The 24892-nt window shown below is 70.1% G+C and carries 27 protein-coding genes; 14 read left to right on the top strand and 13 right to left on the bottom strand.

Annotation, left to right across the window (positions count from 1 at the left end; all coding sequences use genetic code 11):
- The first annotated feature begins 485 nt into the window (after positions 1 to 485).
- Positions 486 to 725, top strand: coding sequence for a hypothetical protein (locus V5P93_RS36175; RefSeq protein WP_374065129.1), 240 nt, complete (start codon positions 486 to 488; stop codon positions 723 to 725).
- A gap of 98 nt (positions 726 to 823) precedes the next feature.
- Here the strand turns inward: V5P93_RS36175 and V5P93_RS36170 are convergent, their stop codons facing one another.
- Together V5P93_RS36170 and V5P93_RS36165 are read right to left on the bottom strand one after the other, a co-directional pair.
- The gene (locus V5P93_RS36170) at positions 824 to 1525 is read right to left on the bottom strand and encodes a DUF2334 domain-containing protein (protein ID WP_245931260.1); all 702 of its coding nucleotides are present in this window, start codon (positions 1523 to 1525) and stop codon (positions 824 to 826) included.
- Between the two features lie 50 nt (positions 1526 to 1575).
- Entirely contained in the window at positions 1576 to 2454 is an 879-nt protein-coding gene (locus tag V5P93_RS36165; RefSeq protein WP_104479146.1) for a phosphoribosylaminoimidazolesuccinocarboxamide synthase, read from the bottom strand.
- A gap of 38 nt (positions 2455 to 2492) precedes the next feature.
- Between V5P93_RS36165 and V5P93_RS36160 the strand changes: the two genes are divergently transcribed.
- The gene (locus V5P93_RS36160; protein ID WP_104479145.1) at positions 2493 to 3281 is read left to right on the top strand and encodes an S-adenosyl-l-methionine hydroxide adenosyltransferase family protein; all 789 of its coding nucleotides are present in this window, start codon (positions 2493 to 2495) and stop codon (positions 3279 to 3281) included.
- Here the strand turns inward: V5P93_RS36160 and V5P93_RS36155 are convergent.
- Complete coding sequence (locus tag V5P93_RS36155; RefSeq protein WP_245931259.1) at positions 3278 to 5023, bottom strand: S8 family serine peptidase; 1746 nt, start codon at positions 5021 to 5023, stop codon at positions 3278 to 3280. The two genes, V5P93_RS36160 and V5P93_RS36155, sit on opposite strands and share 4 nt — an antisense overlap.
- Before the next feature lie 112 nt (positions 5024 to 5135).
- Positions 5136 to 5780, bottom strand: coding sequence for an MBL fold metallo-hydrolase (locus V5P93_RS36150; protein ID WP_104479144.1), 645 nt, complete (start codon positions 5778 to 5780; stop codon positions 5136 to 5138).
- Positions 5781 to 5845: 65 nt separating this feature from the next.
- On the opposite strand from V5P93_RS36150, the gene V5P93_RS36145 reads away from it, so the two are divergent.
- The 3 genes from V5P93_RS36145 (at position 5846) to erm (ending at position 9814) form a co-directional block, all read left to right on the top strand.
- Positions 5846 to 7261: a caspase family protein gene (locus V5P93_RS36145; protein ID WP_104479143.1), complete on the top strand. Its 1416-nt coding sequence runs from the start codon at positions 5846 to 5848 to the stop codon at positions 7259 to 7261.
- Positions 7262 to 7388: 127 nt separating this feature from the next.
- Positions 7389 to 8882 carry a caspase family protein gene (locus tag V5P93_RS36140; RefSeq protein ID WP_104479142.1) on the top strand — a complete coding sequence of 498 codons (1494 nt, stop codon included), beginning with the start codon at positions 7389 to 7391 and terminating at the stop codon, positions 8880 to 8882.
- Between the two features lie 185 nt (positions 8883 to 9067).
- Positions 9068 to 9814, top strand: coding sequence for a 23S ribosomal RNA methyltransferase Erm (erm, locus tag V5P93_RS36135; protein ID WP_104479141.1), 747 nt, complete (start codon positions 9068 to 9070; stop codon positions 9812 to 9814).
- A gap of 6 nt (positions 9815 to 9820) precedes the next feature.
- On the opposite strand, the gene V5P93_RS36130 is transcribed toward erm, so the two are convergent.
- Positions 9821 to 10813, bottom strand: coding sequence for an NAD-dependent epimerase/dehydratase family protein (locus V5P93_RS36130; RefSeq protein ID WP_104479140.1), 993 nt, complete (start codon positions 10811 to 10813; stop codon positions 9821 to 9823).
- 222 nt (positions 10814 to 11035) lie between these two features.
- On the opposite strand from V5P93_RS36130, the gene V5P93_RS36125 reads away from it, so the two are divergent.
- The 6 genes from V5P93_RS36125 (at position 11036) to V5P93_RS36100 (ending at position 16822) form a co-directional block, all read left to right on the top strand.
- Positions 11036 to 11560 carry a hypothetical protein gene (locus V5P93_RS36125; protein WP_181043472.1) on the top strand — a complete coding sequence of 175 codons (525 nt, stop codon included), beginning with the start codon at positions 11036 to 11038 and terminating at the stop codon, positions 11558 to 11560.
- A 293-nt stretch (positions 11561 to 11853) separates the two neighbouring features.
- On the top strand, positions 11854 to 12093 hold the full coding sequence (purS, locus tag V5P93_RS36120; protein ID WP_104479139.1) for a phosphoribosylformylglycinamidine synthase subunit PurS: 240 nt from the start codon (positions 11854 to 11856) through the stop codon (positions 12091 to 12093).
- Entirely contained in the window at positions 12090 to 12761 is a 672-nt protein-coding gene (gene purQ, locus V5P93_RS36115) for a phosphoribosylformylglycinamidine synthase subunit PurQ (protein WP_104479138.1), read from the top strand. Before purS ends, purQ begins: the two co-directional genes overlap by 4 nt.
- Positions 12758 to 15031, top strand: coding sequence for a phosphoribosylformylglycinamidine synthase subunit PurL (gene purL, locus V5P93_RS36110; protein ID WP_104479137.1), 2274 nt, complete (start codon positions 12758 to 12760; stop codon positions 15029 to 15031). The genes purQ and purL overlap by 4 nt, the downstream gene beginning before the upstream one ends.
- A 73-nt stretch (positions 15032 to 15104) precedes the next feature.
- Positions 15105 to 15455 (top strand): hypothetical protein, encoded by a 351-nt coding sequence (locus V5P93_RS36105; RefSeq protein WP_104479136.1) that lies wholly within the window; start codon positions 15105 to 15107, stop codon positions 15453 to 15455.
- Between the two features lie 17 nt (positions 15456 to 15472).
- The gene (locus V5P93_RS36100) at positions 15473 to 16822 is read left to right on the top strand and encodes a pentapeptide repeat-containing protein (RefSeq protein WP_104479135.1); all 1350 of its coding nucleotides are present in this window, start codon (positions 15473 to 15475) and stop codon (positions 16820 to 16822) included.
- Between the two features lie 238 nt (positions 16823 to 17060).
- Here the strand turns inward: V5P93_RS36100 and V5P93_RS36095 are convergent, their stop codons facing one another.
- Positions 17061 to 17351: a hypothetical protein gene (locus V5P93_RS36095; protein WP_104479134.1), complete on the bottom strand. Its 291-nt coding sequence runs from the start codon at positions 17349 to 17351 to the stop codon at positions 17061 to 17063.
- A 180-nt stretch (positions 17352 to 17531) separates the two neighbouring features.
- Here V5P93_RS36095 and V5P93_RS36090 point away from each other — a divergent pair, with 180 nt between their 5' ends.
- The 3 genes from V5P93_RS36090 to V5P93_RS36080 are packed head-to-tail and all read left to right on the top strand — an operon-like array spanning position 17532 to position 18785.
- Positions 17532 to 18398: a helix-turn-helix transcriptional regulator gene (locus tag V5P93_RS36090; protein WP_245931258.1), complete on the top strand. Its 867-nt coding sequence runs from the start codon at positions 17532 to 17534 to the stop codon at positions 18396 to 18398.
- The gene (locus V5P93_RS36085; RefSeq protein ID WP_245931257.1) at positions 18395 to 18598 is read left to right on the top strand and encodes a DUF397 domain-containing protein; all 204 of its coding nucleotides are present in this window, start codon (positions 18395 to 18397) and stop codon (positions 18596 to 18598) included. Before V5P93_RS36090 ends, V5P93_RS36085 begins: the two co-directional genes overlap by 4 nt.
- 1 nt (position 18599) lies before the next feature.
- Positions 18600 to 18785, top strand: coding sequence for a DUF397 domain-containing protein (locus V5P93_RS36080; RefSeq protein WP_342752264.1), 186 nt, complete (start codon positions 18600 to 18602; stop codon positions 18783 to 18785).
- On the opposite strand, the gene V5P93_RS36075 is transcribed toward V5P93_RS36080, so the two are convergent.
- From V5P93_RS36075 to V5P93_RS36045, 7 genes are all read right to left on the bottom strand, one after another.
- The gene (locus V5P93_RS36075) at positions 18782 to 19609 is read right to left on the bottom strand and encodes a hypothetical protein (protein ID WP_104479132.1); all 828 of its coding nucleotides are present in this window, start codon (positions 19607 to 19609) and stop codon (positions 18782 to 18784) included. The genes V5P93_RS36080 and V5P93_RS36075 overlap by 4 nt on opposite strands.
- The gene (locus V5P93_RS36070; RefSeq protein ID WP_146108019.1) at positions 19606 to 20421 is read right to left on the bottom strand and encodes a hypothetical protein; all 816 of its coding nucleotides are present in this window, start codon (positions 20419 to 20421) and stop codon (positions 19606 to 19608) included. Before V5P93_RS36070 ends, V5P93_RS36075 begins: the two co-directional genes overlap by 4 nt.
- Complete coding sequence (locus tag V5P93_RS36065; RefSeq protein ID WP_104479130.1) at positions 20418 to 21740, bottom strand: alpha/beta hydrolase; 1323 nt, start codon at positions 21738 to 21740, stop codon at positions 20418 to 20420. The genes V5P93_RS36070 and V5P93_RS36065 overlap by 4 nt, the downstream gene beginning before the upstream one ends.
- Positions 21737 to 22528: an ESX secretion-associated protein EspG gene (locus V5P93_RS36060; RefSeq protein ID WP_104479129.1), complete on the bottom strand. Its 792-nt coding sequence runs from the start codon at positions 22526 to 22528 to the stop codon at positions 21737 to 21739. The genes V5P93_RS36065 and V5P93_RS36060 overlap by 4 nt, the downstream gene beginning before the upstream one ends.
- Positions 22529 to 23047 (bottom strand): WXG100 family type VII secretion target, encoded by a 519-nt coding sequence (locus tag V5P93_RS36055; protein ID WP_104479128.1) that lies wholly within the window; start codon positions 23045 to 23047, stop codon positions 22529 to 22531. It lies immediately after the preceding gene.
- A gap of 75 nt (positions 23048 to 23122) precedes the next feature.
- Positions 23123 to 24043: a hypothetical protein gene (locus V5P93_RS36050; RefSeq protein ID WP_374065128.1), complete on the bottom strand. Its 921-nt coding sequence runs from the start codon at positions 24041 to 24043 to the stop codon at positions 23123 to 23125.
- A gap of 10 nt (positions 24044 to 24053) precedes the next feature.
- Positions 24054 to 24851 carry a lysozyme gene (locus tag V5P93_RS36045; RefSeq protein ID WP_104479127.1) on the bottom strand — a complete coding sequence of 266 codons (798 nt, stop codon included), beginning with the start codon at positions 24849 to 24851 and terminating at the stop codon, positions 24054 to 24056.
- Positions 24852 to 24892 lie beyond the last annotated feature (41 nt).

Below are 24892 nucleotides of genomic sequence, written 5' to 3'. Positions count from 1 at the left end.
GCTCGCCCGGTTTCCGGGGGAGGCACTCGGTGCGGCTGTGGGCTTGGCGGAACCGGGTGCTTGGCCGGGCTGCGACTGCGGTCGGGCGGCGGTGGTCGGGATCTGGCGGGTGTTGCCCAGTTGGGTCGCCATACCCTGCGGCATGGGCCTCCCCGAATCCGGTACGCCCCCCGAAGCGACTCGGGGATTGTGCGGAGAGGGATGAGCACCGCCGGTGCCGGAGGTCGGTGTGCCCGCAGGCCGCGCGGTGGACGGGAACCGCGTAGCCGGCGGTTGCGGGGGTCGCCCCGGGGAGTCGCGTGGTCGCGTCGTTCGTTGGTGTTGCGGTGCGCGGGTTGCCGGTGAAGGGGGTTGCCGTCGGGTTTGTGCGTGGTGGTGTCGACGACGCCGTTGGGGCGCGGCCCGTACCGTTGGGTGTGGAGCCGGAGCGCGGATCCGCCGATTGTCCTGTCCCGTTCACCGTCGGTGCGGATGACCGCTCGACCTTGCTCAGGCGGTTGGCGTTGGACTGGTCGGCGTCGCGGGTGGCGGCGGCGGTGGCTTTGGTCTTGGCGCCCGCGTTCTCGGCGGCGCCGGCGGCTTGTTCCACACCCCGGCGGGCGTTGGAGATGGCGTTGTCGGCGCTGCGCATGGCCACTTGGCCGAAGACGCCCGCGCTGCTCTGGCTCGCCGAGATGTTGAGCTTGCTGTTGACGCCGTCGCGGAGTGGGCGCCGCGGTTGGTGAAGCGGCCACCGAGGGCCTCGACGGCATCGGGGTCCATTGCGCTCCGCCGACGATGCCATACGAGGTCGGGGCTTGCGACCCAATCGGTGGGATCGGGGTCAGGCGGCTCTTGCGATGGTGGTCGAGCGGTAGGTCAGTGGGGTCGCGGCGTTGTCGAGGGCGGCATCGACCGCGTCGAGCAGGGCGACGCGGTGGGTCGAGCGGGTCAGGTCGACGGCATCCACCGCCAACCGCACGGTCCCGCCGCGGCGGGCGGTGCGGATCGCCGTGCGCACCAGGGCGAAACCGCGCCAGGACTCGGTTCGCTCGCTGCCCGCCAGCGCGTGCACGCGGGCCCGGACCCGGATGCCCGTGTGCAGGTCGCGGATGCTCATCAGGTCCGCGCACAGCCGGAAACCCTTGCGCTGCAACGCGATCACCGTGCCCGCCGAGGCCATCCACCGTGGCGGGGCGAAGCCGTCGACCGGGAGCGCGGCACGCTCCATTGCGGACATCGCGGCGGTGAGGCGCAGGCCCGCCTCGTGTGCGGGCAGTGTCGCGAACTCGGCGCGGCGGCCCAGCGACAGCGTCAGCGAGCGCGGGTCCGGGGTGTGGTCGAAGCCGTGCATGAGCACGTCGTCGCCGTTGCGGTGGCGGTCGCGGACCCACTGCACCCACTCCGCCGGGGTGCCCGCGTGCCGTGGCGCGATCAGCAGGGTCAGCGGCACCGCGCGCCGGTCGAGTTCGTCGGCGAGCGCGGCGCAGCGGGACAGGGACGGGGCGTCGACGCCCGCGAGCGAGACCACCAGTCGTGCCGTCACCAGCTCAGCACAACGGCACCGGATGACTACCAGGTGTCGCCGGTGGTAGCTCAGCCGATCCAGTCGGCGAACTTCCTTCCGGTGATCTTCTCGTACGCCTCGACGTAGCGGGACCGGGTCGACTCGACCACGTCCGCGGGCAGCGGGGGCGGCGGCGTGTTGCTCGCGCGGTCCCAGCCGGAAGGCCCGGTCAGCCAGTCGCGGACGTACTGCTTGTCGAACGACGGCTGCGCCTTCCCCGGAGAATACGTCTCCACCGGCCAGTACCGCGACGAGTCCGGGGTCAGCACCTCGTCGCCCAGCACGACCTCGCCGTCGAGCAGGCCGAACTCGAACTTCGTGTCCGCCAGGATGACGCCCCGGTCGGCGGCGAACTCGGCGGCCCGCGTGTAGACCGCCAGGGTCAGGTCGCGGACCCGCTCGGCCAGCTCCTGCCCGATCTCGGTGACCGTGGCGGCGAAGTCGATGTTCTCGTCGTGCTCGCCCAGCGGCGCCTTGGTGGCCGGGGTGTAGATCGGCGACGGCAGCTTGGCGCCCTCGACCAGGCCCTCCGGCAGCGCGATGCCGCAGACCGCGCCCGAGCGGTCGTAGTCGACGGTGCCCGACCCCGCCAGGTAGCCGCGCGCGACGGCCTCGACCGGCAGCATCTTGAGCCTGCGCACGATCAGCGCCCGCCCGCGCACCTCCGCCGGGATGCGCTCGTCGTCCCACGCGACCAGGTGATTCGGCACGAGGTCGCCTAGCAGCTCGAACCAGAACACGCTCATCGCGGTGAGGATCCGACCCTTGTCCGGGATCGGCGATTCGAGCACGAAATCGTAGGCCGACACGCGGTCCGAGGCGACCAGCAGCAGGTGGTCGTCGTCGATGGCGTGGAGCTCGCGGACCTTGCCTGCCGCGATCTGCGGGTAGTCATCGAGGGTCGGCACGTTTGCGCAGCCTACGGCGTACCCCTAAGACTTTTCCCATGGGGTACGACTGGATCTCGTTCACCACCGACTACGGCCTTGCCGACGCCTACCCGGGCGTTTGCGAGGGCGTGATCGGTCGAATCGCCCCGCGCGCCCGGGTGCTGCACCTGTCGCACGCCGTGCCCGCGCAGGACGTCCGCAGGGGCGCCGCCGTGCTGGCCCAGGCCGTCGGGTACCTGCCACCGGCGGTGCACCTGGCCGTCGTGGACCCGGGCGTCGGCACCGACCGCAGACCCGTCGCGGTCGTCGCCGGGGAGGCGGTGCTGGTCGGGCCGGACAACGGGCTGCTGGTCGCCGCCGCTGGGGTGCTCGGCGGGATCACGGCCGCCTACGAGCTGACCGAGTTCCGCCTGGAGCAGGTCTCGGCGACCTTCCACGGCCGCGACGTCTTCGCGCCGACCGCCGCGCACCTCGCCCGCGGCGCCCGGCCGGACGAGGTCGGGCCCGCCGTCGACCCCGCCGGGCTGGTCCGCCTGCCCGCGCCGGTCACCCAGGTCGAGGCTGGTCGGGTGACCACCGAGGTGCTCGGCGTGGACGGCTTCGGCAACGTCCAACTCGCTGCGACCCGGCTCGACGCGGCGCCGGGTACCTACGTGCACGCCCAGGTGGGGGACCGGTCGGTGGAGGCCGTCGTCGGGCGCACCTTCGCCGACGCGCCCGCCGGGTCGGCCGTGCTGCTGGTGGACTCGGCGGGGCACCTGGCCATCGCGGTCAACGCGGGCTCCGCGGCCGCGGTGTTGACGCCGCGGCCGGGAGCACCGGTGGTCTTGCTGCTCGCGACCTAGAAGGTCAGCTTCCAAGAGTCGATGTAGCCGCTGTCCGAGCGGTAGACGTCGCGGACGCGCAGCCGCCACGTGCCGTTGGCGACCTTGGTCGCGGCGTTGACGGTGTAGGTCGCGATGACGTTGTCGGCGGAGTCGCTCGACGAGGACGCCTTGAGGCGGAAGGTGCCGCCGTCCGGGGCGACCAGGTCGATGACCAGGTCACCCCGGTAGGTGTGGACGACCCGGACGTCCACCTTCAGCGCGCCGGGCGCGTTGCCGGGTACGCCCGTGACCGTGATCGGGCTGTCGACCGCCGCGCCGCCGTCGGGGATCGGCACGTCGGCGGTGTTCTCGAAGGTCTTGGCCGCGTCCGGGGTGACCGCGTCCTTGGCGTCGACGCGGCCGTCGCCGTAGAAGTTGTTCTTCGCGGTCGTGCCGGTGCAGCGGGCGTCGGCGCAGGGCAGGTCGTCGGCCTGGGCGGCGAGGCGGGTGCGCAGGTCGGCCACGGACAGGTCGGGGTTGGCGCTGAGCATGAGCGCGGCGACGCCCGCCACGTGCGGGGTGGCCATCGACGTGCCGGACAGGTTGCCGTAGCGACCGCCGGGCAGGGTCGAGTAGACGCTGTCGCCGGGCGCGGTCACGGTGATCTTTCCGGTGCCGAAGTTGGAGAACGACGACTTCACGTTCTGGGAGTTGATCGACGACACGGTCACCACGCCGGGCAGCTCACCCGGCATCAGCAAGCACGAGTTGTTCACCGGCCGGGACGCCGGGCTCGAGTCGTTGGGGCTGGTGGTGTCGGTGACCTTGTTCGCCAGGTCGTAGTTCTCGTTGCCCGCCGCGACGACGTTCAGCACGCCCTTGCCCTCGGCGTACGCGGTTGCCCGCTTCACGCCCTCCAGGGTCGCGGCCTGGTCGGCGTTGTTCGGGCAGGCGAAGAGCCACGGGTCGCTGTAGTAGCTGTTGTTGGTGATCTTGAAACCCTGGTCGGCGGCGAAGACGAAGGCGCAGATGGTGTTCTCGGCGAAGAACAGGCCACTGGGCACCTCCGCGATCCGCACCGACGCGATGTGGACGCTCGGGGCGACACCGATCGCGCCCTTGCCGTTCTTGGCCGCCGCGATCGTGCCCGCGACGTGCGTGCCGTGGTCGCCCTCGGCGCGCCACGAACCCGGACGGGTGTCGAGCTTGCCGTAGGCGCAGGAGGCGGACTTGGTGGCGTCGAAGTTGGGCTTGAGGTCGTAGTGCTGGTCGTCGACGCCGGTGTCGAGCACGCCGACGAGGACGGACGGGGAGCCCGTGGTGACCGACCACGCCTGGTCGGCCTTGATCTGGGTCATGTCGGGCCGGTTGGTCTCGGCCTCGGTCGGGGTCGTCTGGGTGGGGGCTGCGGGGATCGACGGGTTCGAGGCCTCGGCGGGTACGTCCGTCGTGCGGGTGGCACCTACCTGCTGCACACCGCTTACCGCGCGCATCTTGGTCGCGAAGTCGCTCGCGGACGAATGCGCCACTACGACACCGATGGCGTCGTAGGAGGAGAAGACGGTGCCACCGTTGGTCGCCACCGCCGTCTTGGCACCGGCCGTGTCGTTGGGCGCGGTGATCACGAGGTAGGACCGCACGCCGGTCGCGGTGGACGCCTTGGGCGCGGCGGGGAGACCGGGCGAGGCCTCGGCCACCCCCGCCATCCCGACCACGAGGCTGACCCCGGCCGCAGCGGCGGTCACCGCGCGGCGGAGCCGGGAAGTCGACCAGATCGTCACAGTTCCTCCACTGGTGTGGGAATGCCTGAGTCGCAGGGTGTCCATCACCCAGGCAGGAACGAGACAATCACGGTCGTGCTGCGCCACCGGAGCACAAATACCCGATAGCGGCCTAAGTCAACTCGATCGATGTACCCGCGATCGGGATCTCCACCCGTGCGCCACCGGGGCCGAGCTCGTCGAACCGCCGGTACGCCATCGCGATCCCGGCCTCGCTGAGGGTGAGTTCGTGGATCGGCACGGCCACCCGCGGCGCCACCGCCCGGTAGAACTCGACGGCCTCACCGAGCTTGAGCCACGGCGCGCCGGTCGGAAGCCCCAGGACGTCGATCTTCTGCTCGGGCACGAAGAGCGAGTCGCCGGGGTGGTAGAAGGCGCCGTGGTCGACGACGTAGCCGACGTTGGGCGGTAGCGGCAGCTCCGGGTGGATCACCGCGTGGTCGCCGCCGACGACGTCGACCACCGCACCCGCCAACTCGACCGCGTCACCCGGCCGGACCGCGCGGACGTCCAGCCCGAGCTTGGCGGCCTCTCCCGCGGATTCGGGGTCGGCGATCAACTCGGCACCCGGGTTCCCCTTGGCCAGTGCGGTGAGGCGGTCGCCGTCGAAGTGGTCGAGGTGCGAGTGGGTGATCAGGATGGCGTCGAGGTCGCGCAGGTCCTCCATGCCGGTGGACCAGACGCCGGGGTCGACGAGCAGCCGAGCGGAGTCGGTTTCCAGCAGTACGCACGAATGGCGGAAGTGGGTCACCTTCACCGAACCACCCTAACCCCGCGTGCGCCGGGTGTACGGTGTTCGAGCTTGATCAAGGGGATTCGCCGATGAGTGGTCTGCCGCACCGCGCCCTCTCCCGCGCGGTGCTGATCGGTGCCCGCGACTTCCCGCGTGCCGACGCCTTGCGGCCCCTCCCGGCGGTCCGGAACAACCTGGCCGATCTGGTGCGCGCGCTGTGCGATCCGGACACGGGGATCCTGGATCGCGCTCATTGCACCGTGATCGACGACCCGGAGTCCCCGGGCGCCGTCATGCGCGGCCTGCGGCGCCCTGTGGGCGAGGCCCAGGACCTGCTCGTCGTCTACTACTCGGGACACGGGATCCGGCACGAGTCCCGGCACGAGCTGTACCTGGCGGTGCGCGAGACCGAGCAGGACGTGCTCAAGAGCAGCGCGGTGCCGTTCGAGTGGCTGAAGGACGCCATCGAGGACAGTCCAGCGCGCACGAAGCTGCTGATCCTGGACTGCTGCTACTCCGGGCTGGCACTGGGGGCGATGTCGGCGACGGAGGTGCGCGACATCGGGGTGGCGGGCACGTCGGTGATCACTTCCTCGTCGGGCACGCAGCTCTCCTACTCGCCGCCCGGCGAGACCCACACCGCGTTCTCCGGTGCGCTGATCACGCTGCTGCGGGAGGGATCCGACCTACCGGACACGCCGCTGACGGTGGTGCAGCTGTACCGGTCGCTGGTGGCGGCGATGAACCGGCGTGAGCTGCCGCGGCCGAGGTTCAAGAGCACGGACACCAGCAGCGACCTCGTCCTGCGCCGGGAGCCGCCTTCGCCGGCGGTGGTGCGGGAACCCGTCCCGGAGCAACCCGGTTCATCGCAAGAGCCCCCCGCCACACGGGAGGAGCTCGGCTCGGCGAGGTCGCGGCAACGCGCCGAGCGGGCGATCGAGCCGGGCGCGGAGTCGCAGCCGCTTGCCGCCGCGTCCCGCGTGGGGCCTGCGGAATCATTTGGGGACGTCTCGCTAGAGCCCTCGACGGCCGTGTGGTTGGCCTCCTCCGTGTGGGTGGCCATTCTCTGGATGCTCTTCTTCTGGGGGGCCGGGTCGTCCATCGCCGGGTGGGTCGGGCTCTTCTGGGGCACGCCACCCGCAGGCGCCGGTCATGGCGCTGATGTCGCCGTGGCTGTGACGCTGGGTGTCGTCGCCGTGATCGCGGGCGTCATGATCCGGTGGCCCATGGCCAGGTTCCGGTTGGGCAGGCCGTGTCCGTCGATCCGCGTGGCGGTTGTCGCCACGTTGCTCACGCCGCTGTCCCGCTGGCCGCGGCCGCTGTCCTCGGCGGTGGCCGCGTTCTCCCTCTGGGTGATCTTCCAGGCCCTGGACACATCGCCGGTCGGATCGCTGACCAAGGTCAGCGCGCTGACCAACGACGTTTCGCGCGTGACCGTCTTCGCCCCCTGCGCCGCCGTGCTCGTGCTGACCGTGGTGCGTCGCTGGTCGGGCGACCGGCGCTGACACCTTCCGTGGAACTTGCCTAACCCGGTCGGACGAGCTTGTACCCGATCGAGTGCACTCCGTAACGGCGTCTTGTGGCCCACGATGAATACGCAAGAACGTCGGGTGTACGGATGAGGTGAGGTCGATGACCGTGTTGCCGCACCGCGCCCATTCGCGGGTGGTGTTGATCGGGACCAGCGACTTCCGGCATGCCGATCGGTTGCCGCCGTTGCCCGCGGTCCACAACAACCTGGCCGACCTGGAGCGCGCGTTGTGCGATCCGGAGACCGGGATCGTCGACCGGGCCCAGTGCACGGTGCTGGACACGCCGGACTCGGTGACCAGTCTGATGCAGCGGCTGCGCAGGCCGGTCGGGCAGGCCGAGGACCTGCTGGTCGTCTACTACTCGGGGCACGGGATCCGGCACGAGCACCGGCACGAGCTGTACCTGACCGTGCACGACACCGACCCGGCCATGCTCGCGGGCACCGCCGTGCCGTTCGAGTGGCTGAAGGAGGCCATCGAGGACAGCCCGGCGCGGACCAAGCTGCTCATCCTGGACTGCTGCTACTCCGGCCTGGCCGTCGGCGCGATGTCGGCGGGGGAGGAGGTGCGCGACATCCGGGTGGCGGGGACGTCGGTGATCACGTCGTCGCCCGGGAACCAGATCTCGCACTCGCCGCCGGGGGACGAGTACACGGCGTTCTCGGGTGAGCTGATCACGTTGTTGCGCAACGGTTCCAACTTGCCCGGTGTGCCGTTGACGGTGGCCGAGCTGTACCGGTCGCTGGTGGCGGCGATGAACCGGCGGGACCTGCCGAAGCCGAAGTTCAAGAGCACGGACACCAGTAGCGACCTCCTCTTGCGCCGCGTGCCGGAACCGCGACTCCCCGAACCGCCTTCGGTCAAGCCGGAAGCCGCCAAGCCGGAGGCTGCCGGGCTGGTGGCGGAAGTGCCGGTGGCGGAAGTGCCGTCGGTGGCTGAGGTGCCGCCGATCGTGGACGCGCCTGCGATCCCGATGCCGGGCGTCGTGAAACCGTTGACCCGGTTCCCCTCGCTCGCCACCCCGAAGCCGCGGGTGCGCTCGGTCGCCAAGAAGCGCGCTGTACCAACGGAGTCTGACGGGGTACCCGCCCAGCGCTCGACCGAAAAAGTCGAGGACGAACGCCCGGAAACCGTGGCGCGGCCTGCCGCCAGCAGGCTGACGCCGGTGCTGTGGGTGGTGTTCTTCATGGGCTTCCCGGTCTCGCTGGGCGGCATCCTCAGCGCGATCACCGCTGAGCCCCCGGAAGGCGACCCCAAGGACCTGCTTTTCGGACTGGTGTGGCTCGGGGCTTCGGCGCTGATCATCCTGCTGATCCGGTTCCGGTTCGCACCTCGCCGTGCGGGACGCCAAGTCGGCCACGTCGAGGCTCTGCGGATCACGCTGGTCGAACCGGTCAGTCGGTGGCCGCGATACGTGATCGGACCCGCGCTCGGCTTTTCCCTGCTGATGGCGGTGGTGGCCCCCTTCGCGGACGTCACGTCGACCACACCCGGATCGATCAGTGGGTTCGCCACGCAGTGCATGATGTTGCTGATGTTCTTGATGCTCTCGGCCACCTTCGTGGCGGCGTTGCGGGTGCGGGCTCGGGCCTGAAAAGGTTTTGCCACGCGGCTTCCGGCCCGCGTACGGTGCGCGGCATGTGTGCGATCGCAGTGTCCAAGCCCTGGGGCGAGTAGCGGCGGGCTCTCGACCTCGGGTTCTCCGCCGCTCTTCGACGTCGTCGCCGGGCGGTCCTTTTCGCGCTGCCCGGCTTCCTGCGAAGCCGCGGAGTCCCAGCAGTGCGCACGCACCACCATGGCAGGCATGAGCACGGGCAGAACTTCCTGCTCGACCGCACCACCATCACCGAGATCGTCGACCTGGTCGCCGCCACCGAGGGCCCGGTCGTCGAGATCGGCCCCGGCGGGGGCGCGTTGACCCTCCCCCTCCAACACCTCGGCAGACCCCTGACGGCCGTCGAGATCGATCGACGGGTCGCGGCGTCGCTGCGGACGCGGGTGGGGCCGAACACCACCGTCGTCGACGGCGACTTCCTGGCGTTCCGGCCGCCCCGCGCGCCGCACGTCCTGGTGGGCAACCTGCCGTTCCACCTCACCACCGCCCTGCTCCGGCGGATCCTGCACGCCGACCACTGGACGCACGCCGTGCTGCTCGTGCAGTGGGAGGTCGCGCGGCGGCGGGCGGGGGTCGGCGGGGCGACGATGATGACCGCCCAGTGGTGGCCGTGGTTCGACTTCCACCTGGTCCGCCGCGTCCCCGCCGCCGCCTTCCGCCCCATGCCGTCGGTCGACGGCGGGTTGCTGACCATCACCCGTCGTGCCGGGTCGGCGGTGGAGCGGAAGCCCTACCAGGACCTCGTCCACCGCGTCTTCACCGGGCGGGGGCGGGGTCTTCGGCAGGTCGTCCGGACCGCCTATGGCCCCGCCACCGCCCACTGGCTCCGGCGGCACGGGATCACCGACCAGCACCTGCCCCGGCACCTCACCGCCGACCAGTGGGTCGATCTCTACCGCGCGGTCCGCTGACCCTGGCTACAGGGCGTCGAGGATGGCGGCCTCCTCCGCCCTGGTCATGCCCGCCACCCGCGCGCGGTCGAGGCCGAGGGCCCGCTCGTTCGCCAAGACCGCAGTCACGGTCTCGGCGAACGGGCGCGGCGCCAGGCCCGCCGCGATGACCGGGGCCGCGTCGCGGGCGGTGGTGTTGGCGTAGGTGTCCGGCAGCCACAGCGGCAGCGAGTGCGGACCGGCCCACGGGGCGACCTCGAGTTCGGCCAGCTTCGCGGGGTCGACCCGGACGAACTCGACGTCGGCGTCGAGGGTCGTGGCGATCTCGGCGAGCAGGTCGAGCAGGGGGACGTGCGGGCCGATGGCGTCGTAGGTGCCGGTGGTGCCGGTCTCGGCGGAGCCGACGATCCACGCGGCCAGGTCGCGGACGTCGATGTGCTGGACCCGCTGGTCGGTGTCCGGCACCACCACCCGGCCACCGGCGGCGATCCGCTGGACCCAGTAGCCGAGCCGGTCGAAGACGTCGCCGGGGCCGGTGATCAGCCCGGCCCGCACGATGAGTTCCCGACCGCCGACGACCTCGCGGACGGTCTGCTCGCTGGCGACCTTGATCGCGCCGTAGCTGTCGGGGTCGTCCGCCATCTTCTCGCGACTCCCGTGCTCGGCCCGCGGCTCGTGGACCGGGTCATCGATCCCGCCCGGCGCCGAACCGGTGTCGCGGTAGACGCTGATCGACGAGACGAACGTCCAGTGCGCCGCGTCCGCTCCGAAGGCGGCCAGGGCCCGCCGCACCCACTCGTGGGAGATCGTGGCGACGTCCACTACGGCGTCGAACCGCTCTCCGGCCAGCGGGGCGAGCCCGTCCTCGACATCGCGATCGACCACCACCAGCCGCGCGCCCTCCGGCGCGGCACCGGACTCACCGCGAGCCGCGCAGACGACGTCATGCCCCCGCCCAACCGCCTCCGCCGCCACTGCGTGGCCGAGGAAACGGGTACCCCCAAGCACCAGGATTCGCATAAACCAGCCTGCCTCACCCACCCGGCGAATCGCCACCCTGCTCACCACCAGCGAACATCGAACACCCGTTCGAGCGATCCAGTGACAACTTTGATCAGCCGATCTGCCCAAGGTGACCTTGCACGCGTTCGTCGACGAGTCCCGTCGCAACAAGACGTACCTTCTGGCCACAGCCTTGGTCATCCCCGCGACCTGCACGTTCTGCGCAAGGTACTGCGCGGGATGCTCATGTCCGGACAACGAGAGCTGCACTTCAAGAAGGAGACACCCTCGCGGCGCAAGGCGATTCTCTCGCGGCTCGCTCGTGAACAGGTGGTGGTGAGGATCTACCAGGCGGACTGCACCCGGGGCGAAGACCGTGCACGCCGGTCGTGCCTCGAACACCTGGTCGAGGACTTGCTCGACGTTGGCGCCCATCGCTTGGTGATGGACAGCCGCGAGATGCGCGATGCGGACGACCGCTCAACGATCCACGATGTCATCGTGGCGCACTCGCACGCTGGCGTCTTCGGCTACGAGCACCTGGACAGCACTCAGGAGCCGTTGCTGTGGATCGCTGATGCCATTGCCTGGTGCCACGGGGCTGGGGGCGAGTGGATGAGGCGGGTCGAACCCATGATCGAAGAGGTCGTCGACCTGCGAAACACCCTTGGAAAACGCGAAGCCCGGCCGCCGACCGTCCGGACGGGGAACCGGGCTCACTTCCCTCGCCTACTGGCCAGGGCTGATATTGAAGTTAGCAGTTGACTAGACGGCAGTCCAGCGGTTTAGCACCAACGTGTGAACGGCCGGGCGGTTAGGGTGCCAAACGAGCGCGAAGCCCGGCCGCCGACCGTCCGGACGGGGACCGGGCTCACTTCCTCGGCTTACGGGCCGGGGCTGTCGGGACGATATTCGGGGGGCGTGGGGTCGCCAACGGGGTTCACGCCATCGTGTGGTGCTGGGTGCGGTGGTGCAGGTCACCGGTGACGGCGGGGTGAACTCCCAGCTCAGGTACGCTTCAGCGGTACCGGCCTTCTCGAACTCAGGAGCAGCCAGCCGTGGCCCGAGTTGTCGTCGACGTCATGCCCAAGCCGGAGATCCTCGACCCACAGGGGCAGGCGGTGGCGCGCGCGCTGCCCCGGCTCGGGTTCGACGGGGTCTCCGACGTGCGCCAAGGAAAGCACTTCGAGCTGGAGGTCGACGACTCCGTCGACGACGAGACCCTGGCCAAGATCGCCGAGGGTTTCCTCTCCAACCCCGTGGTCGAGGACTTCGTGGTCCGGCGGGTGCAGTCGTGAGGATCGGCGCGGTCACCTTTCCCGGCACCCTCGACGACAGCGACACCGCCCGGGCCATCACCGCTTCGGGTGCCGAGGCGGTCGCTCTCTGGCACGGTGACGCCGACCTGAAGGGCGTCGACGCGGTCATCCTGCCCGGTGGCTTCTCCTACGGCGACTACCTCCGCGCCGGTGCCATCGCCCGGTTCGCGCCGGTCATGGGCGAGATCATCGACGCGGCTCGCAAGGGGATGCCGGTGCTCGGGATCTGCAACGGGTTCCAGGTGCTCTGCGAGGCCGGTCTGCTGCCCGGGGCCCTGCTGCGCAACGCGGGGCTGCACTTCGTGTGCCGCGACCAGTGGCTCAAGGTGGAGAACAACAACACCGCCTGGACCACGCGCTACGACGCGAACGCCGAGATCATCATCCCGATCAAGAACATGGACGGCCGCTACACCGCGAGCAAGTCCACTGTGGACGAACTCGAGGGTGAGGGACGGGTCGTCTTCCGCTACACCGGCGGGAACCCCAATGGGTCCTTCGACGACATCGCGGGCGTCAGCGACCCGACGGGGCGCATCGTCGGGTTGATGCCGCACCCCGAGCACGCCATCGACGCTCTCACCGGGCCGTCCGACGACGGGCTCGGCATGTTCCTCTCCGCGCTCGACTCGGTGGTGGCCGCGTGACCGACACAGTTGACAACGCCAAGGCCACCCCGGAGCAGGCGCAGCCGTACCGCGAGCTGGGGTTGAAGGACGACGAGTACGCCCGCATCCGGGAGATCCTCGGTCGCCGCCCCACCGACGCCGAGCTGGCGATGTACTCGGTGATGTGGAGCGAGCACTGCTCGTACAAGTCCTCCAAGGTGCACTGGAAGCACTGGTCCGCCAACACGACGCCGGAGATGAAGGCGAAGATGCTGGCCGGCATCGGCGAGAACGCCGGTGTGGTCGACATCGGCGACGGCTGGGCGGTCACCTTCAAGCTGGAGTCGCACAACCACCCGTCCTACGTGGAGCCCTACCAGGGCGCCGCGACCGGTGTCGGCGGCATCGTCCGCGACATCATGGCGATGGGCGCGCGCCCGCTGGCCGTCATGGACCCGCTGCGCTTCGGCGCCCCCGACCACCCGGACACCAAGCGCGTGCTGCCGGGGATCGTGTCCGGGGTCGGCGGCTACGGCAACTGCCTCGGCCTGCCGAACATCGGCGGCGAGGTCGTGTTCGACCCGTCGTACCAGGGGAACCCGCTGGTCAACGCCCTGTGCGTGGGGGCGATGCGGGTCGAGGACCTGCACCTCGCGCACGCCTCCGGCACCGGTAACAAGGTCATCCTCTTCGGCGCGCGCACCGGCCTCGACGGCATCGGCGGCGTCTCGGTGCTGGCGAGTGAGACCTTCTCGGGCGACGAGGGCGGTACGGGCCGCAAGAAGCTCCCCGCGGTCCAGGTCGGCGACCCGTTCACCGAGAAGGTGCTCATCGAGTGCTGCCTGGAGCTGTTCGCCGAGGGCATCGTCGTCGGCATCCAGGACCTCGGCGGCGCGGGCCTGTCCTGCGCGACCAGTGAGCTGGCCAGCGCGGGCGACGGCGGCATGCACGTCGAGTTGGACCGGGTTCCCTTGCGCGCCAAGGGAATGACGCCCGCCGAGATCCTCTCCAGCGAGTCGCAGGAGCGGATGTGCGCGGTGGTCAAGCCGTCCGATGTGGACGCCTTCATGCGCGTCTGCGCGAAGTGGGACGTGATCGCCACCGAGATCGGCGAGGTCACCGAGGGCGACCGGCTGATCATCACCTGGCACGGTGAGACGGTTGTGGATGTCCCGCCGCGCACCGTGGCGCACGAGGGTCCGATGTACGAGCGCCCGATCGAGCGCCCGCACGACCAGGACTCCTTGCAGGCCAACGGTCCTGAGCAGTTGGCCCGTCCGTCCACTCCGGACGAACTGCGCGCCGAGATCCTGCGCATGGCCGCCAGCCCCAACCTGGCCTCCCGCCGCTGGGTCACCGAGCAGTACGACCGCTACGTGCGCGGCGGCACGGTCCTGGCCCAGCCCAGCGACTCCGGCATGATCCGCGTCGACGAGCAGACCGGCCGCGGCGTCGCCCTGGCCACCGACTGCAACGGCCGCTTCGTGAAGCTGGACCCGTACACCGGCACCCAGCTCGCGCTGGCCGAGGCATACCGGAACGTGGCCGTCTCCGGTGCCACCCCGCTTGCGGTGACGAACTGCCTGAACTTCGGCTCGCCCGAGGACCCGGCGGTCATGTGGCAGTTCGAGCAGGCCGTCCGCGGCCTGGCCGAGGGCTGCAAGGAACTGGGCATCCCGGTCACCGGCGGCAACGTCAGCTTCTACAACCAGACCGGCAGCACGGCGATTCTCCCCACCCCGGTCGTAGGTGTGCTGGGCGTCATCGACGACGTCCGCCGCCGCATCCCGACCGGCATCGGCGCCGAAGCGGGCGAGACGCTGCTCCTCCTGGGCGACACCCGCGACGAGTTCGGCGGGTCGGAGTGGGCGCACGAGGTGCACGGCCACCTCGGCGGCCTGCCCCCCAAGGTCGACCTGGCCCGCGAGAAGCTGCTGGCCGACATCCTGGTGGCGGGCTCCCGAGACGGCATGATCTCGGCGGCCCACGACCTGTCCGACGGCGGCCTCGCCCAGACCCTGGTCGAGACGGTTCTGATCGGCGAGGTCGGCGCCCGGGTGTTCCTGGACCCCGACCAGGACCCGTTCGTCCAGCTCTTCAGCGAGTCCGCGGGCCGAGTCCTGGTCGCGGTCCCGCGCTCGGAGGAGCTGCGCTTCACCGAGATGTGCACCGCCCGCGGCCTCCCGTGGCGCCGGACCGGCGTGGTCGACCCCGAGTCGGGCACGTTGGAGATCCAGGGCGTCGGCGAGATCGCGCTGCCCGAGCTGCGCGAGGCCTGGGAAGGCACCCTCCCGGCCCTGTTCGGCTGAGAACATGGCTCTGCCCCGGGGGTGAACCCCGGGGCAGAGCCATGTCCGGCCACATAGGGGAAGCGAGACAGGCATGAGCGTCGTCGAAGCCGTACGGGCCGCTGTCACAGGCCACGTCGACTCTGCCGGGCGGATCGAGATCGTCGACTTCGCCGCCACGAGCGCGGACAAGACCGCTCTCAACGCCGTGACGGTGCGTTTTGTCGTAGTGGGCGGCAGCCAGCCGGGCACCTACCGCGCGACGGTTGGCACCCTCGACAACCCCGCAGGCACCTTCGACGTCGCCTGGTACGCCGGACTGATCAAGACGCACATCGACGAGGTCGTCAGCACCAGCTTGCTGCCTGGGGAACCGGGGCAGAGCGTGACATGGGAGCCGTGGACCATCACCCGAGCGGAGCCATCCGGAACGCGCGGGGTGTAGGTGGCGATGATCAGTCGGTGACGAGCTCCCCGGTTCCGCAGCCCGAGCGGTCGCCCACGCCGATGCCGCCGCCGACCACGCGCGTGGTCGTGATCGCGGTGGTCGGGGTTGTGGTGGTGGTCGGCGGGCTGTTGACGCTGCTGTGGCTGCTGGTTGATGGGGGTTCGCCGCAGGCGAGCGCGCAGTTGGAGTTGGCGCGGATCGGGATGACGGTGCTGCTGGGCACCGGCGGGCTGTTCGGGCTGTACCTGGCATGGCGGCGGCAACGCTCTGCGGAGATCGGGTTGGCGCAGAAGGAACGCGACCAGGCTGATGTCGCGCGGGCCTACGAGCTGCAACGCGGGAACTTCGAGGCCACCCAGCGCGACGCCGAGGCTCGCCGCATCACTGATCTCTACACCAAAGCCGCCGACCAGCTCGGCTCCGACAAGGCTCCCGTCCGGCTGGCCGGGCTCTACGCCCTCGAACGCCTCGCCCAGGATCACGACGACCAGCGGCAGACCGTCGTGAACGTCCTGTGCGCCTACCTGCGGATGCCCTACACCCCACCCGGCGACGCGCCGCCGGACACCGACGGTCTCGACTCCGCGGTCCGCAAGCAACTGCTCGACGAGTACCGCGAGGCCGTCCAGGAACGCGAAGTGCGCGTCACCGCACAACGCATCCTCGCCACCCACCTCCGCCCTGGCCCCGACCCCGACAACCCCGACGTCACCTTCTGGCGCGACATCGACCTCGACCTCACCGCCGCCACCCTCACCGACCTCGACCTCGCTGGCTGCTGTGTCCGCACCGCCAGCTTCCTCCGGTCCACCTTCATCGGCATCGCTGGCTTCAGGGCGGCGACTTTCGATGGTGGTGCCGATTTCGGGGAGGCGATGTTTGGTGGTGGCGCCAACTTCAGGAGGGCGTCGTTCGGTGACGACGCCGTCTTCATGGCGGTGAGGTTCACCGTTGGTGCCGATTTCGGGGAGGCGACGTTTAGCGGTGGCGCCGTCTTCAGGGAGGCGACGTTTAGCGATGGCGCCGTCTTCGGGCTGGCGATGTTCACCGGCAGGGCCTACTTCAGGGAGGCGACGTTTGGCGGCGGCGCCCACTTTGCGATGGCGACGTTTGGCAGTGCCGCCGACTTCGGCGTAACGAAGTTTGACGGCACCGCCGACTTCGGGGCGGCGAGGTTCGCGGGCTCCGTTGACTTCCAGTCGGCGGGGTTCGCTGCTGTCGCCATCTTCAGGGGTGCGGCGTTACCGGACACCCGCTACGGCCTGTATACGCCAGATCCCTGGGCCGATTTCGAGGGCGCGCGGTTCGAGCAAGGTGTGCCGCCGGAGTTGGCTCGTTTTGTGGCGCCGTCGGAGGATGGGTGACGGGGGGAGCCGTCTGGAACTGTCGGGGGCCTAGGCCAGTGTTGATGAGCTGGCGGCTGGTGTGGTGGGTCTGGGGGGCGGCAGTGGGGGCTGCTGCCGGTGGGAAGGCATTGGTCACTTGCTGGTGGGGATGCGTGCGGCAGCGCCGTGCCCCGGGGGCGGGGCGGGGTGGGTGTGGCTCTGCCCCGGGGGACCGGAAACCGGGGCAGAGCCACGTTTGGGGGAGCGGGGTGGGTGGTCAGGTGGTGGCGAGGGTGGGGTCTGCCCACACGATGTGGGCTTTTGTGTAGTTGGGCTTGGTGAAGAGGGGGAGGGCGTTTTCCGGGGCGGCGAGGCTCATGCGCAGGGAGCGGTGGGTGGCGACGATCTCGGCGTGGTCGGGGAAGGCCATGCCCCAGGCGGCGATTCGGGCGTCTACGCGGTCGCCGATCTCCTCGACGACGGCGAAGACTCGGGGGGCCTCGTCGGCGACGGCGCCGGTCATGATGGCGGTGAACTCGGGTTCGTCGCAGGCGGGTGCGCAGGTCATGGTTCCTCCGTGGATGGACGTTCGGGATTCTCAAGCGGACGGAGCGCTTTGCTGTTGACGAGCTTATTGGGTACATCCAGCGTGTACAGTCACCCGATGGGGTGAACTCAACAGCGGCTACCGACGGTGATCGGTTGTGCGAGGATCTGCGCCATGACGAGCCCATCGAGGTCGATCAGCATGCAGCGTCGGTTGCTTGGCGCGGAGCTGTTCCGGCTGCGTGAGTTGGCGGGGTTGACGCAGGAGGAGGCTGCCGAGCACCTGGGGAAGGCGGCGAACAAGATCAGTCGGGTGGAGTCCGGGAAGATCGGGATCGACAAGACTGATCTGGATGTTCTGCTGGAGCTGTACCAGGCGACGGAGAAGGATGCGCTGTGGTGTCGGGAGCTGTCGCGGCTCTCCAAACCCAAGCGCGGCAGGCCGACCGGGGAGACGACGCTCTACTTGGGACCGCACTGGTTTCGTGCCTACCGTGATCTCGAGACGGATGCCAGCGAGATCAAGCGGGTGGCCACCGAAGTGATTCCCGGGCTGCTACAGAAAGAGGTGTACATCCGCGCCATGTTCGATGCGCAGGGTGTGGATCCTACGGATCGCATCGTGGATGACACCTTGCGTGTGCGGGCTGCCCGCCGCGCGTTGGTCACGAGGCCCAACCCGACTCGGTTCGAGTTCGTGCTCAGTGAGTCGGCGTTGCGCCGCCAGGTTGGCGGGCCTGAGGTGATGGCAGAGCAACTTCAACACCTCGCCGAGGTCGCCAAATTGCCCAATGTCATGCTTCAGATCATCCCGTTCAACAGCCGGTCCTATGTGCACTTGAGCACTGACTTCACGCTGTTCCGGTTCGGCCACGAGATGATCAACGATATCGTCTACCTCGAGCTATATTCCGACGCCGCCTACCTCGACAAGCCGCCGGAGACGGTGCGCAGCTACGCTGAGTTGTTCAGCCGCGCTCAAGGGGTAGCGCTCGGTCCGGTGGAGTCGAGACACTTGGTGGAGTCCGTGGCCCAGGAGTATGTCGCGGCGGTAGGCACAAGGAGATGACGATCATGACCGCATCCAGGGCGGAGGAGTGGGCCTCGATCCCGTTCCGCAAGTCCAGCCGCAGCAGCACAAACGGCGGGGAATGCGTTGAGGTGGGCAAGCTGCCGGGCGTGGTCGCCGTGCGCGACTCGAAGAACCCTGAGGCTGGGCTGGTAGAGGTTCCAGCTATCGCGTGGGCTCGGTTCGTTGGGGGGCTGTGACATGTCCATGTGGGCGCATGTCTCGTTCCGCAAGTCCAGCCGTAGCGACGTTAACGGTGGCGACTGTGTCGAGGTGGGTGCGCTGCCAGGGCTGGTTGGTGTGCGGGACTCGAAGAAGCCCGAGGCCGGGCTCCTCGAGCTGCCCACCACCGCGTGGACCCGCTTCGTGAGCGAGCTGCGCGGCTAGTTCACCAGGACGCACGGGCCGGTGGCGGTGAACGTCGTCTCCTGCTTGAACGTCACCGACACCTCCGTCCCACCCTCGTGCTCCGCCTTGAGGAAGTCCGGCTGGGCGGGTCGCTCGTCGACCTCCCAGTCGATCTTCAAGAACTCCACCGCCGCCCGCTTCGCGTCCACCGGGTCCGGGAAGTCCCGCAACCGGCCCTTCGTCGTGTTCACCCAGCGGGCGCCGCGCACCTTGTCCCCGCAGGTCTCCAGCGCCAGCCGGGGGGCGTCTTCCAGCTTGGCCGACCGGGGGAAGACCTCCTCGTCCACCGGCGGGTCCGCCTGGCCGAACAGGCCCCGGGCCGCCGCCACCGTCGCGCGGAAGTCGGAGCTGTCCAGCTCCTCGCGCTGCTTGTCGGTCAACTCCGGGCGGAGGCCGGGGACGTCCAACTCCTGCCCCTTGCCCGCGATCGAGCACCGGGCCCGCTCCACCCGGATCTTGCCGCTGCGCAGCGCCACCTTCACGTCCCCCGGCCCCAGCAGGAACACGTCGAAGCCGGTGGCCGCCGCCTGCGGTTGCCAGCCCAGCCTGATCCCCGCCTTGCGCAGGTCCTCGCCCGTCACGCCGCCCGCCGGGACATCTGCCCAGGCCACGACCTGGCTGGAGTTCGGGTCGTCGAAGACGCTCCCGCAGGTCTCCGCCTGGTACGCCGCCTTGACCCCCACCGCCGCCAGCAGGGGGTCCGCCGTGCCGGGCAGGGCGGGTGGGACCGCCGCGGGTTCGGTCTTGGCGCAGCCCGCCAGGACCAGCGCCGACAAGCCGAGCAGTGCGGCGGCTCTTCTCACTTCTGCTGCCCTCTCGGGTCGAGACACGGTCCCTTCGTGGTCAGGACCGCCTCCTCGCCAACGGTGACCTTCACTTTCGCGCCGTAGCGGTGGGTGGCTTCCAGAGCCCCCTTCGGCCCGTTGATCAGCCAGTCGTCCGTCAGCAACCGGGCGACCGCGCTCGATTCGAGGCCGTTGCGCAGGTGTGCTCTCGACTCGGTCGACCACTGCGCGCCCGCCGCTTCGCGACCGCAGTTGACCAGCGGCAGGTGGACGGCGTCGAAGAAGTCGCCGGTGGGGGGAAAGACCATGAAGTCCAGTGGGGGGTCGGCCGAGGCGAACAGCGACTGGGCCGCCGCGGCGGTCGCGGTGAAGGCCGGGCCCATCGAGTTGGTCTGCTGGATGGTCAGGATGGGGGTGAACTGGCCTGCGAGCTGCTGCCGATCGCCGTTCGGACACTCCGCGAACTCGGCGCGGATGCGGTCACCCCGCATCGCGAAGCGGATGTCGTCGGGACCGAGCAGGAACACTTCGAACCCGCGCGCGTCCTGGAGCTGCCAGCCCAGTTCAGCGCCCTGCGTGCGGATCCGGTGCGCGTCCACCCCGGTGGCGGCGATCTCGGTCCACGCGTAGATCCGGCCGGAGCTCGACGGGCCGCAGGTCTCGGCCTGGTAGACCGGTTTCTCCCGGCTGCTTACCTTGTCCAGCAGCTCGTCGACCGCCAACGTGAACGTGTGGGGCACCGACGCGGGCCCGGGCGCGCGTTGCGCTGCCGGAGAACCGCAAGCCGCCAGCACCAGCGCGGACAACGCGACCAGAGCAACCAGTCTCAAGGCTGTCTCTCCACCTTGTACTGGCGGGTTTCGACCGACGTGCCGCCGAGGAACGCACCCGCGCTGTCGCGGAACTGCCGCACGGACGGGTCCGTGCTGGTGTCGAGCTGCTTGGCGGCCTCGGTGTAGTTGCCGTTGATGGCGTGGTTGCCGCCGAAGGTGCCGGTCTGGTGCTCGAACTTCACCGTCGTCCGGTTGTCGCTGGCCGGGTTCTCCGCCGCGTCGAGGTGGGGGACGATGTCGCCGTTGTTCTCCAGCGACAGCACCTGCACCCGCTCGTCGATCGGGATGCCGCCGACCGGCGAACCGGCCGTGACCACGTGGGTGATGTTGTAGCCGTCGGCCAGCAGCGGGTCCACCGAGCGGGCGGCGACGATGCCGCCCTGGCTGTGGCCGACCAGCATCAACGGCGCGTCCTTGGGGACGCCCGCGTCCCGCAGCGCCTGCTGGATGCCCTCCTGCAACACCGTCGGGTTGCCCGCGATGGCGTCGACGTTGGTGCCGAAGTCGTTCGCGCTGCCCTCGTCGCCGCCGGGCAGGTTCCAGACCCGGGTGCCGGGGATGTCGACGATGTAGGCGACCGTCCCGTCGGGCTGCGTGACCTTGCGGATGTCGACGTTGGCGTCGGTGCCGTTGCGGTGGTCGAGGCCGTTGAACAGCTCACCGAGGTTGTCCGGCGGGTCCACGGCGATGGGGTCGGTGTCGAGGCCCATGTCCGACACCTTCGGATCGCCGTCGGGGTAGGCCGCCGCGGCGAGGTCGGTCAGGGTCGCCAGGTCCGTGGGGAAGCCGAGCGCGCTCAGCACGCCCGGGCTCATGCCCAGCACCTGGTCGATCATCCCCGGGTGCTCGACCAGCCACCGCTGCCAGTCGCCGTGGTAGTTGACCATGATGTCCGTGGCGATGGCGACGCCACCGACCACCGCCAGCTCGGGGGCCACTACGACCGACACGCCCGACAACCAGCGGGACGCCTCCAGGGCCTTGGCGTTGAGGTCGTCGACGAAGTGGTACGCCTGGTTGGTCGCGCGCAGGGCCGCGCCGCGCAGGCCGATCGCCGCCGAGGTCGCCGACAGGCCGCTCGGGCCGTCCAGCGCGCCGAGCATCGCGCCCTCGAACCGGGCCGCGCCGCCGGGGTTGAGCACCGCCGAGGCCAGCAGGTCGGGGTTGACCAGGTACTTGTGCCCGGCCAGGGAGATCGACAGCGTCTCGCCCGCCACGTCGTCGGTGAGCGAGCCCATCGCGGCGAGGTCCTCGTAGAACGCCTCGCTGCCGCCCGCGCCGCCGCTGACGGTCATCTCACCCAACGGCACGGTCATGCCAACGCCTCCGCCACGCAAGGGGTCACCCAGATCCCGAGGTCTTCCCGGTCGACCGGGGCCAGCTCCACCAACCGGCGACCCGCGCCGTGCGCGGCGGGTTGCATGCCGACCCACCCGGCGTCGCTGTGCAGCCAGTCGACCTGCGCGCTGCGCACCGACTCGCCGACCTTCGCCGTCACCAGGCAGCGCAGGACGCCGTCGGTGCGCCGCACGACCTCCAGCGCGAACTCGGCCTCCGCCTTGGGCAGCTTCAGCTCGGCCAACACGTACCCCGGCGCGTCCGGGTCGGTGTCGCGCAGCAGCTCCGCCACGCCCAGCTCGTGCAGCGCGGCCAGCGGCACCACACCGGTGAGCGGCTCGCGCGGCTCGTCGCCGTCGAGCGCGGCCCCGATGCCGGGCGCCTCCTCGGCGGGCACCGCGCGCACCAGCTCGCGGCCCAGGTCGACCGCGGCGAACATGGACAGCTCCACACCCGCGTCGGGCAGCAGGAACAGCGACGCGCCCACCTGGCCCGCCACCACGTGCACGCTGCGGGAACCCCGCGACCCGGCGGTGGCGGTGGTGTCGAGCATGATCTGCGGCGCGGCGACCACCCGCAGGTTCGCCGCGACCGACGGGTGGATCTCCGCGTCGTCCGAGCCGCGCAGGACGCCCTTCGCGATGAGGTCACCGGCGTCGGCGATGTCGGGGGCGGGGGCCCAGTCGGGCGGCATGCTCAGGCCGAGCTCGCCGACCAGGTACGCGTATTCCGCCGCGGTGAGGGTCAACCGGTGTGGGGCCGTCATCTACGCGACACCTCGCGCTTGCATGTACTGACCGACCTCTAACCACTGCTTGTCCCCGGCGGGCGGCAGGTTGTCCGGCTGGTACTTCCAGCCCTCCCACGGCGGTCGGGGCGCCTGCGGGGCGTCGCCGCCGAAGCCGAGCGCGCTGCCGACGGTGTCCACCATGTCCGACACGGCCTTGTTGAACGCGTCCACGGCCTGGTTGAACCGGTCGATCGCGCTGGTGAACCAGGACACCACCGACTCGGCGATGCGCTTGATCGCGGCGATCAGCTCGCGCACCTGCTGGGCGTGGCCGCGCAGGATCGCGGCGGCCTCGTCGAGCCGGTCCGCAGTGCCGTCGAGGGCCTTGCGGTCGCCCGCGACCGTCTCCCGGCAGCGGTCGGCGGCGATGGACTTCCACCGCATCGCGCCCGCCTGCCGGTCCATGTCGGATCCGTGCCTGCGGACCTCCTCCGCGCGCTGCTCGATCTGACCGGCCAACCGGTCGAGCTCGTCGGGGTCGCCGTAGAACGCCATGTCCAACTCCCAGCCGCGGGCCAGCCCTACGGGACCGTTCGACGCGACTCGGCGGCTTCCGGTTCCGGGTTTTCCTCAGTCCCGCAGTTCGAGGACGTCGTGGAAGCGGGCACCGTCGAACTTGGTCAACCCGAGGAACCGTCCGCGGTGGAACCGCACCGGGCCGTGCGCGGTGAAGCCCGCGAACCAGGCGCGGCCGTGGAAGGTGGTGTCGTTGAGGTGCAGCATGCCGTGGTTGACCATGGCGGTGAAGTACGAGTCTTCGTGGAACACGCAGCCCTTCAACGCGTTCGACTGGTGCAGTTGCGCACGGCGCAACAGGATCTCGCCGACCGCGCGGCCGGTGATGTCGAAGTACTCCAGGTCGGCGCCGGTGAGGTCGAGGTCGAGGTGCGGGCCGGGGTGGTCGGCCGGGGGCAGCAGGCCCGCGATCAGGCGCTGCGCGGTCTTGCGGACCTGGCCCTCGCCCGGGTCGGTCGGCGTGCCGTCGGGGTCGCGCGGGAACGGTTGGCGCAGGTAGGAGCAGAAGACGTCGACCACGGTCTGGGTGTAGGCGGGTCGGGACCGCGCCAGGCCCGCCAGCACGTGCAGCGCGCCGACGCGGACCTGGTCGGCGCTGTTCCCGAGGAGTTCCACGGCCTTGGCGAACCGCTCGTCGGCGACGCGTTCGCGGTCGAACTCGGTGCGTTGGCTCTCCAGCTCGTGCCTGCGTTCCTCGACCCGGCGTCTGCGGTCGTTGAGCCACAACGCGTACATCGCGACCACGGCACCACCTGCCAGACCGGCGGTCTTGAGCGCCTCGCCACGGTTGGCGTTCGGCTCGGACAGCAGCCAACTGGACACCACGGCGAACAAACCCACCGACACCAGGACCGTGGCCAGCAGGTACTCGAGCTCGATGCGCGCGTAGTGGCGTTTGCGCCATAACGAGAGCGTGCCGATGACCGCGCCCGCGCCGAGCGACACCAGACCGGGGATGAGGAAAGCCCATTGCACGGGCCGGAAACTACCCGGTGGCCAGCACCCGCAGGCGGTCGATGGTGCCGTTGAAGTAGTCCTGATCGATCGGGGACGACGTGTACTGCCAGAACGTCCAGACCGCCCAGTCGTAGGGGAGCGTGCCGACCGCGCTCGCGTAGCGGGCCACCCAGAGCGGGTTCGTGCCCGAGAACGACCGCGCGCCAACGCACCTGGCCCACCAGGTGGTGCTCGTGTAGATCACGGCGTCGCGGCCGGTGCGGGACTTGTACGTCGTGGTGAAGTCGCGGATCCATGTGCCCATGGCCGCCTGGGACAGGCCGTAGCAGGGCTCGCCGTACGGGTTGTACTCCAGGTCGACCACGCCGGGCAGGGTTTTGCCGTCACGGGACCAGGCGCCGCCGCTGGTGGTGAAGAACTTCGCCTGCACCGCACCGCCTGCCACATCCGGGAGGGCGAAGTGGTAGGCGCCGCGGATCATGCCCACCCGGTAAGAACCGTTGTACTGCTGGGCGAAGAACGGGTTCCGGTAGCTCGTCCCCTCGGTAGCCTTCACGTAGGCGAAGCGCTTGCCCTGGTTCCACCAGGATGACCAGTCGACCTCGCCCTGATGGCTGGAGACATCGATGCCCGAGACGGTCGCCCCGGTCGCGCGCGCCGCGCCCCGGGAGACGCCTTCGCGCAGCCGGATTTGCGAACCCATCTCATGATTGGTGACCTGCGGTGCCGTCGAACCCGCCGCGGCCGGGGTGGTCGCGAGCACCGTCGCGACCACCGCGCCGAGCACCGCGGCGAGAACCGGTCTCCTGTGGTGAACAGTTGCCATTCCAACCACCTTTCGCGGACGTCGAACCAACTCCGGGACAC

It is taken from the genome of Actinokineospora auranticolor (assembly GCF_041897805.1).
Taxonomy (GTDB): Bacteria; Actinomycetota; Actinomycetes; order Mycobacteriales; family Pseudonocardiaceae; genus Actinokineospora; species Actinokineospora auranticolor.
Note: the sequence above shows the minus strand (reverse complement) of the source record. Positions and strands in the feature narration are given on the sequence as shown.

Excerpts from the sequence above, each read along its gene's own strand:
- V5P93_RS36160 (WP_104479145.1), top strand. The coding sequence starts at position 2,493 with ATGGGGTACGACTGGATCTCGTTCACCACCGACTACGGCCTTGCCGAC.
- V5P93_RS36145 (WP_104479143.1), top strand. The coding sequence starts at position 5,846 with ATGAGTGGTCTGCCGCACCGCGCCCTCTCCCGCGCGGTGCTGATCGGT.
- V5P93_RS36140 (WP_104479142.1), top strand. The coding sequence starts at position 7,389 with ATGACCGTGTTGCCGCACCGCGCCCATTCGCGGGTGGTGTTGATCGGG.
- V5P93_RS36130 (WP_104479140.1), bottom strand. The coding sequence starts at position 10,813 with ATGCGAATCCTGGTGCTTGGGGGTACCCGTTTCCTCGGCCACGCAGTG.
- V5P93_RS36125 (WP_181043472.1), top strand. The coding sequence starts at position 11,036 with ATGCTCATGTCCGGACAACGAGAGCTGCACTTCAAGAAGGAGACACCC.
- V5P93_RS36105 (WP_104479136.1), top strand. The coding sequence starts at position 15,105 with ATGAGCGTCGTCGAAGCCGTACGGGCCGCTGTCACAGGCCACGTCGAC.
- V5P93_RS36095 (WP_104479134.1), bottom strand. The coding sequence starts at position 17,351 with ATGACCTGCGCACCCGCCTGCGACGAACCCGAGTTCACCGCCATCATG.
- V5P93_RS36090 (WP_245931258.1), top strand. The coding sequence starts at position 17,532 with ATGCAGCGTCGGTTGCTTGGCGCGGAGCTGTTCCGGCTGCGTGAGTTG.
- V5P93_RS36085 (WP_245931257.1), top strand. The coding sequence starts at position 18,395 with ATGACGATCATGACCGCATCCAGGGCGGAGGAGTGGGCCTCGATCCCG.
- V5P93_RS36080 (WP_342752264.1), top strand. The coding sequence starts at position 18,600 with ATGTCCATGTGGGCGCATGTCTCGTTCCGCAAGTCCAGCCGTAGCGAC.
- V5P93_RS36065 (WP_104479130.1), bottom strand. The coding sequence starts at position 21,740 with ATGACCGTGCCGTTGGGTGAGATGACCGTCAGCGGCGGCGCGGGCGGC.
- V5P93_RS36060 (WP_104479129.1), bottom strand. The coding sequence starts at position 22,528 with ATGACGGCCCCACACCGGTTGACCCTCACCGCGGCGGAATACGCGTAC.
- V5P93_RS36055 (WP_104479128.1), bottom strand. The coding sequence starts at position 23,047 with ATGGCGTTCTACGGCGACCCCGACGAGCTCGACCGGTTGGCCGGTCAG.
- V5P93_RS36045 (WP_104479127.1), bottom strand. The coding sequence starts at position 24,851 with ATGGCAACTGTTCACCACAGGAGACCGGTTCTCGCCGCGGTGCTCGGC.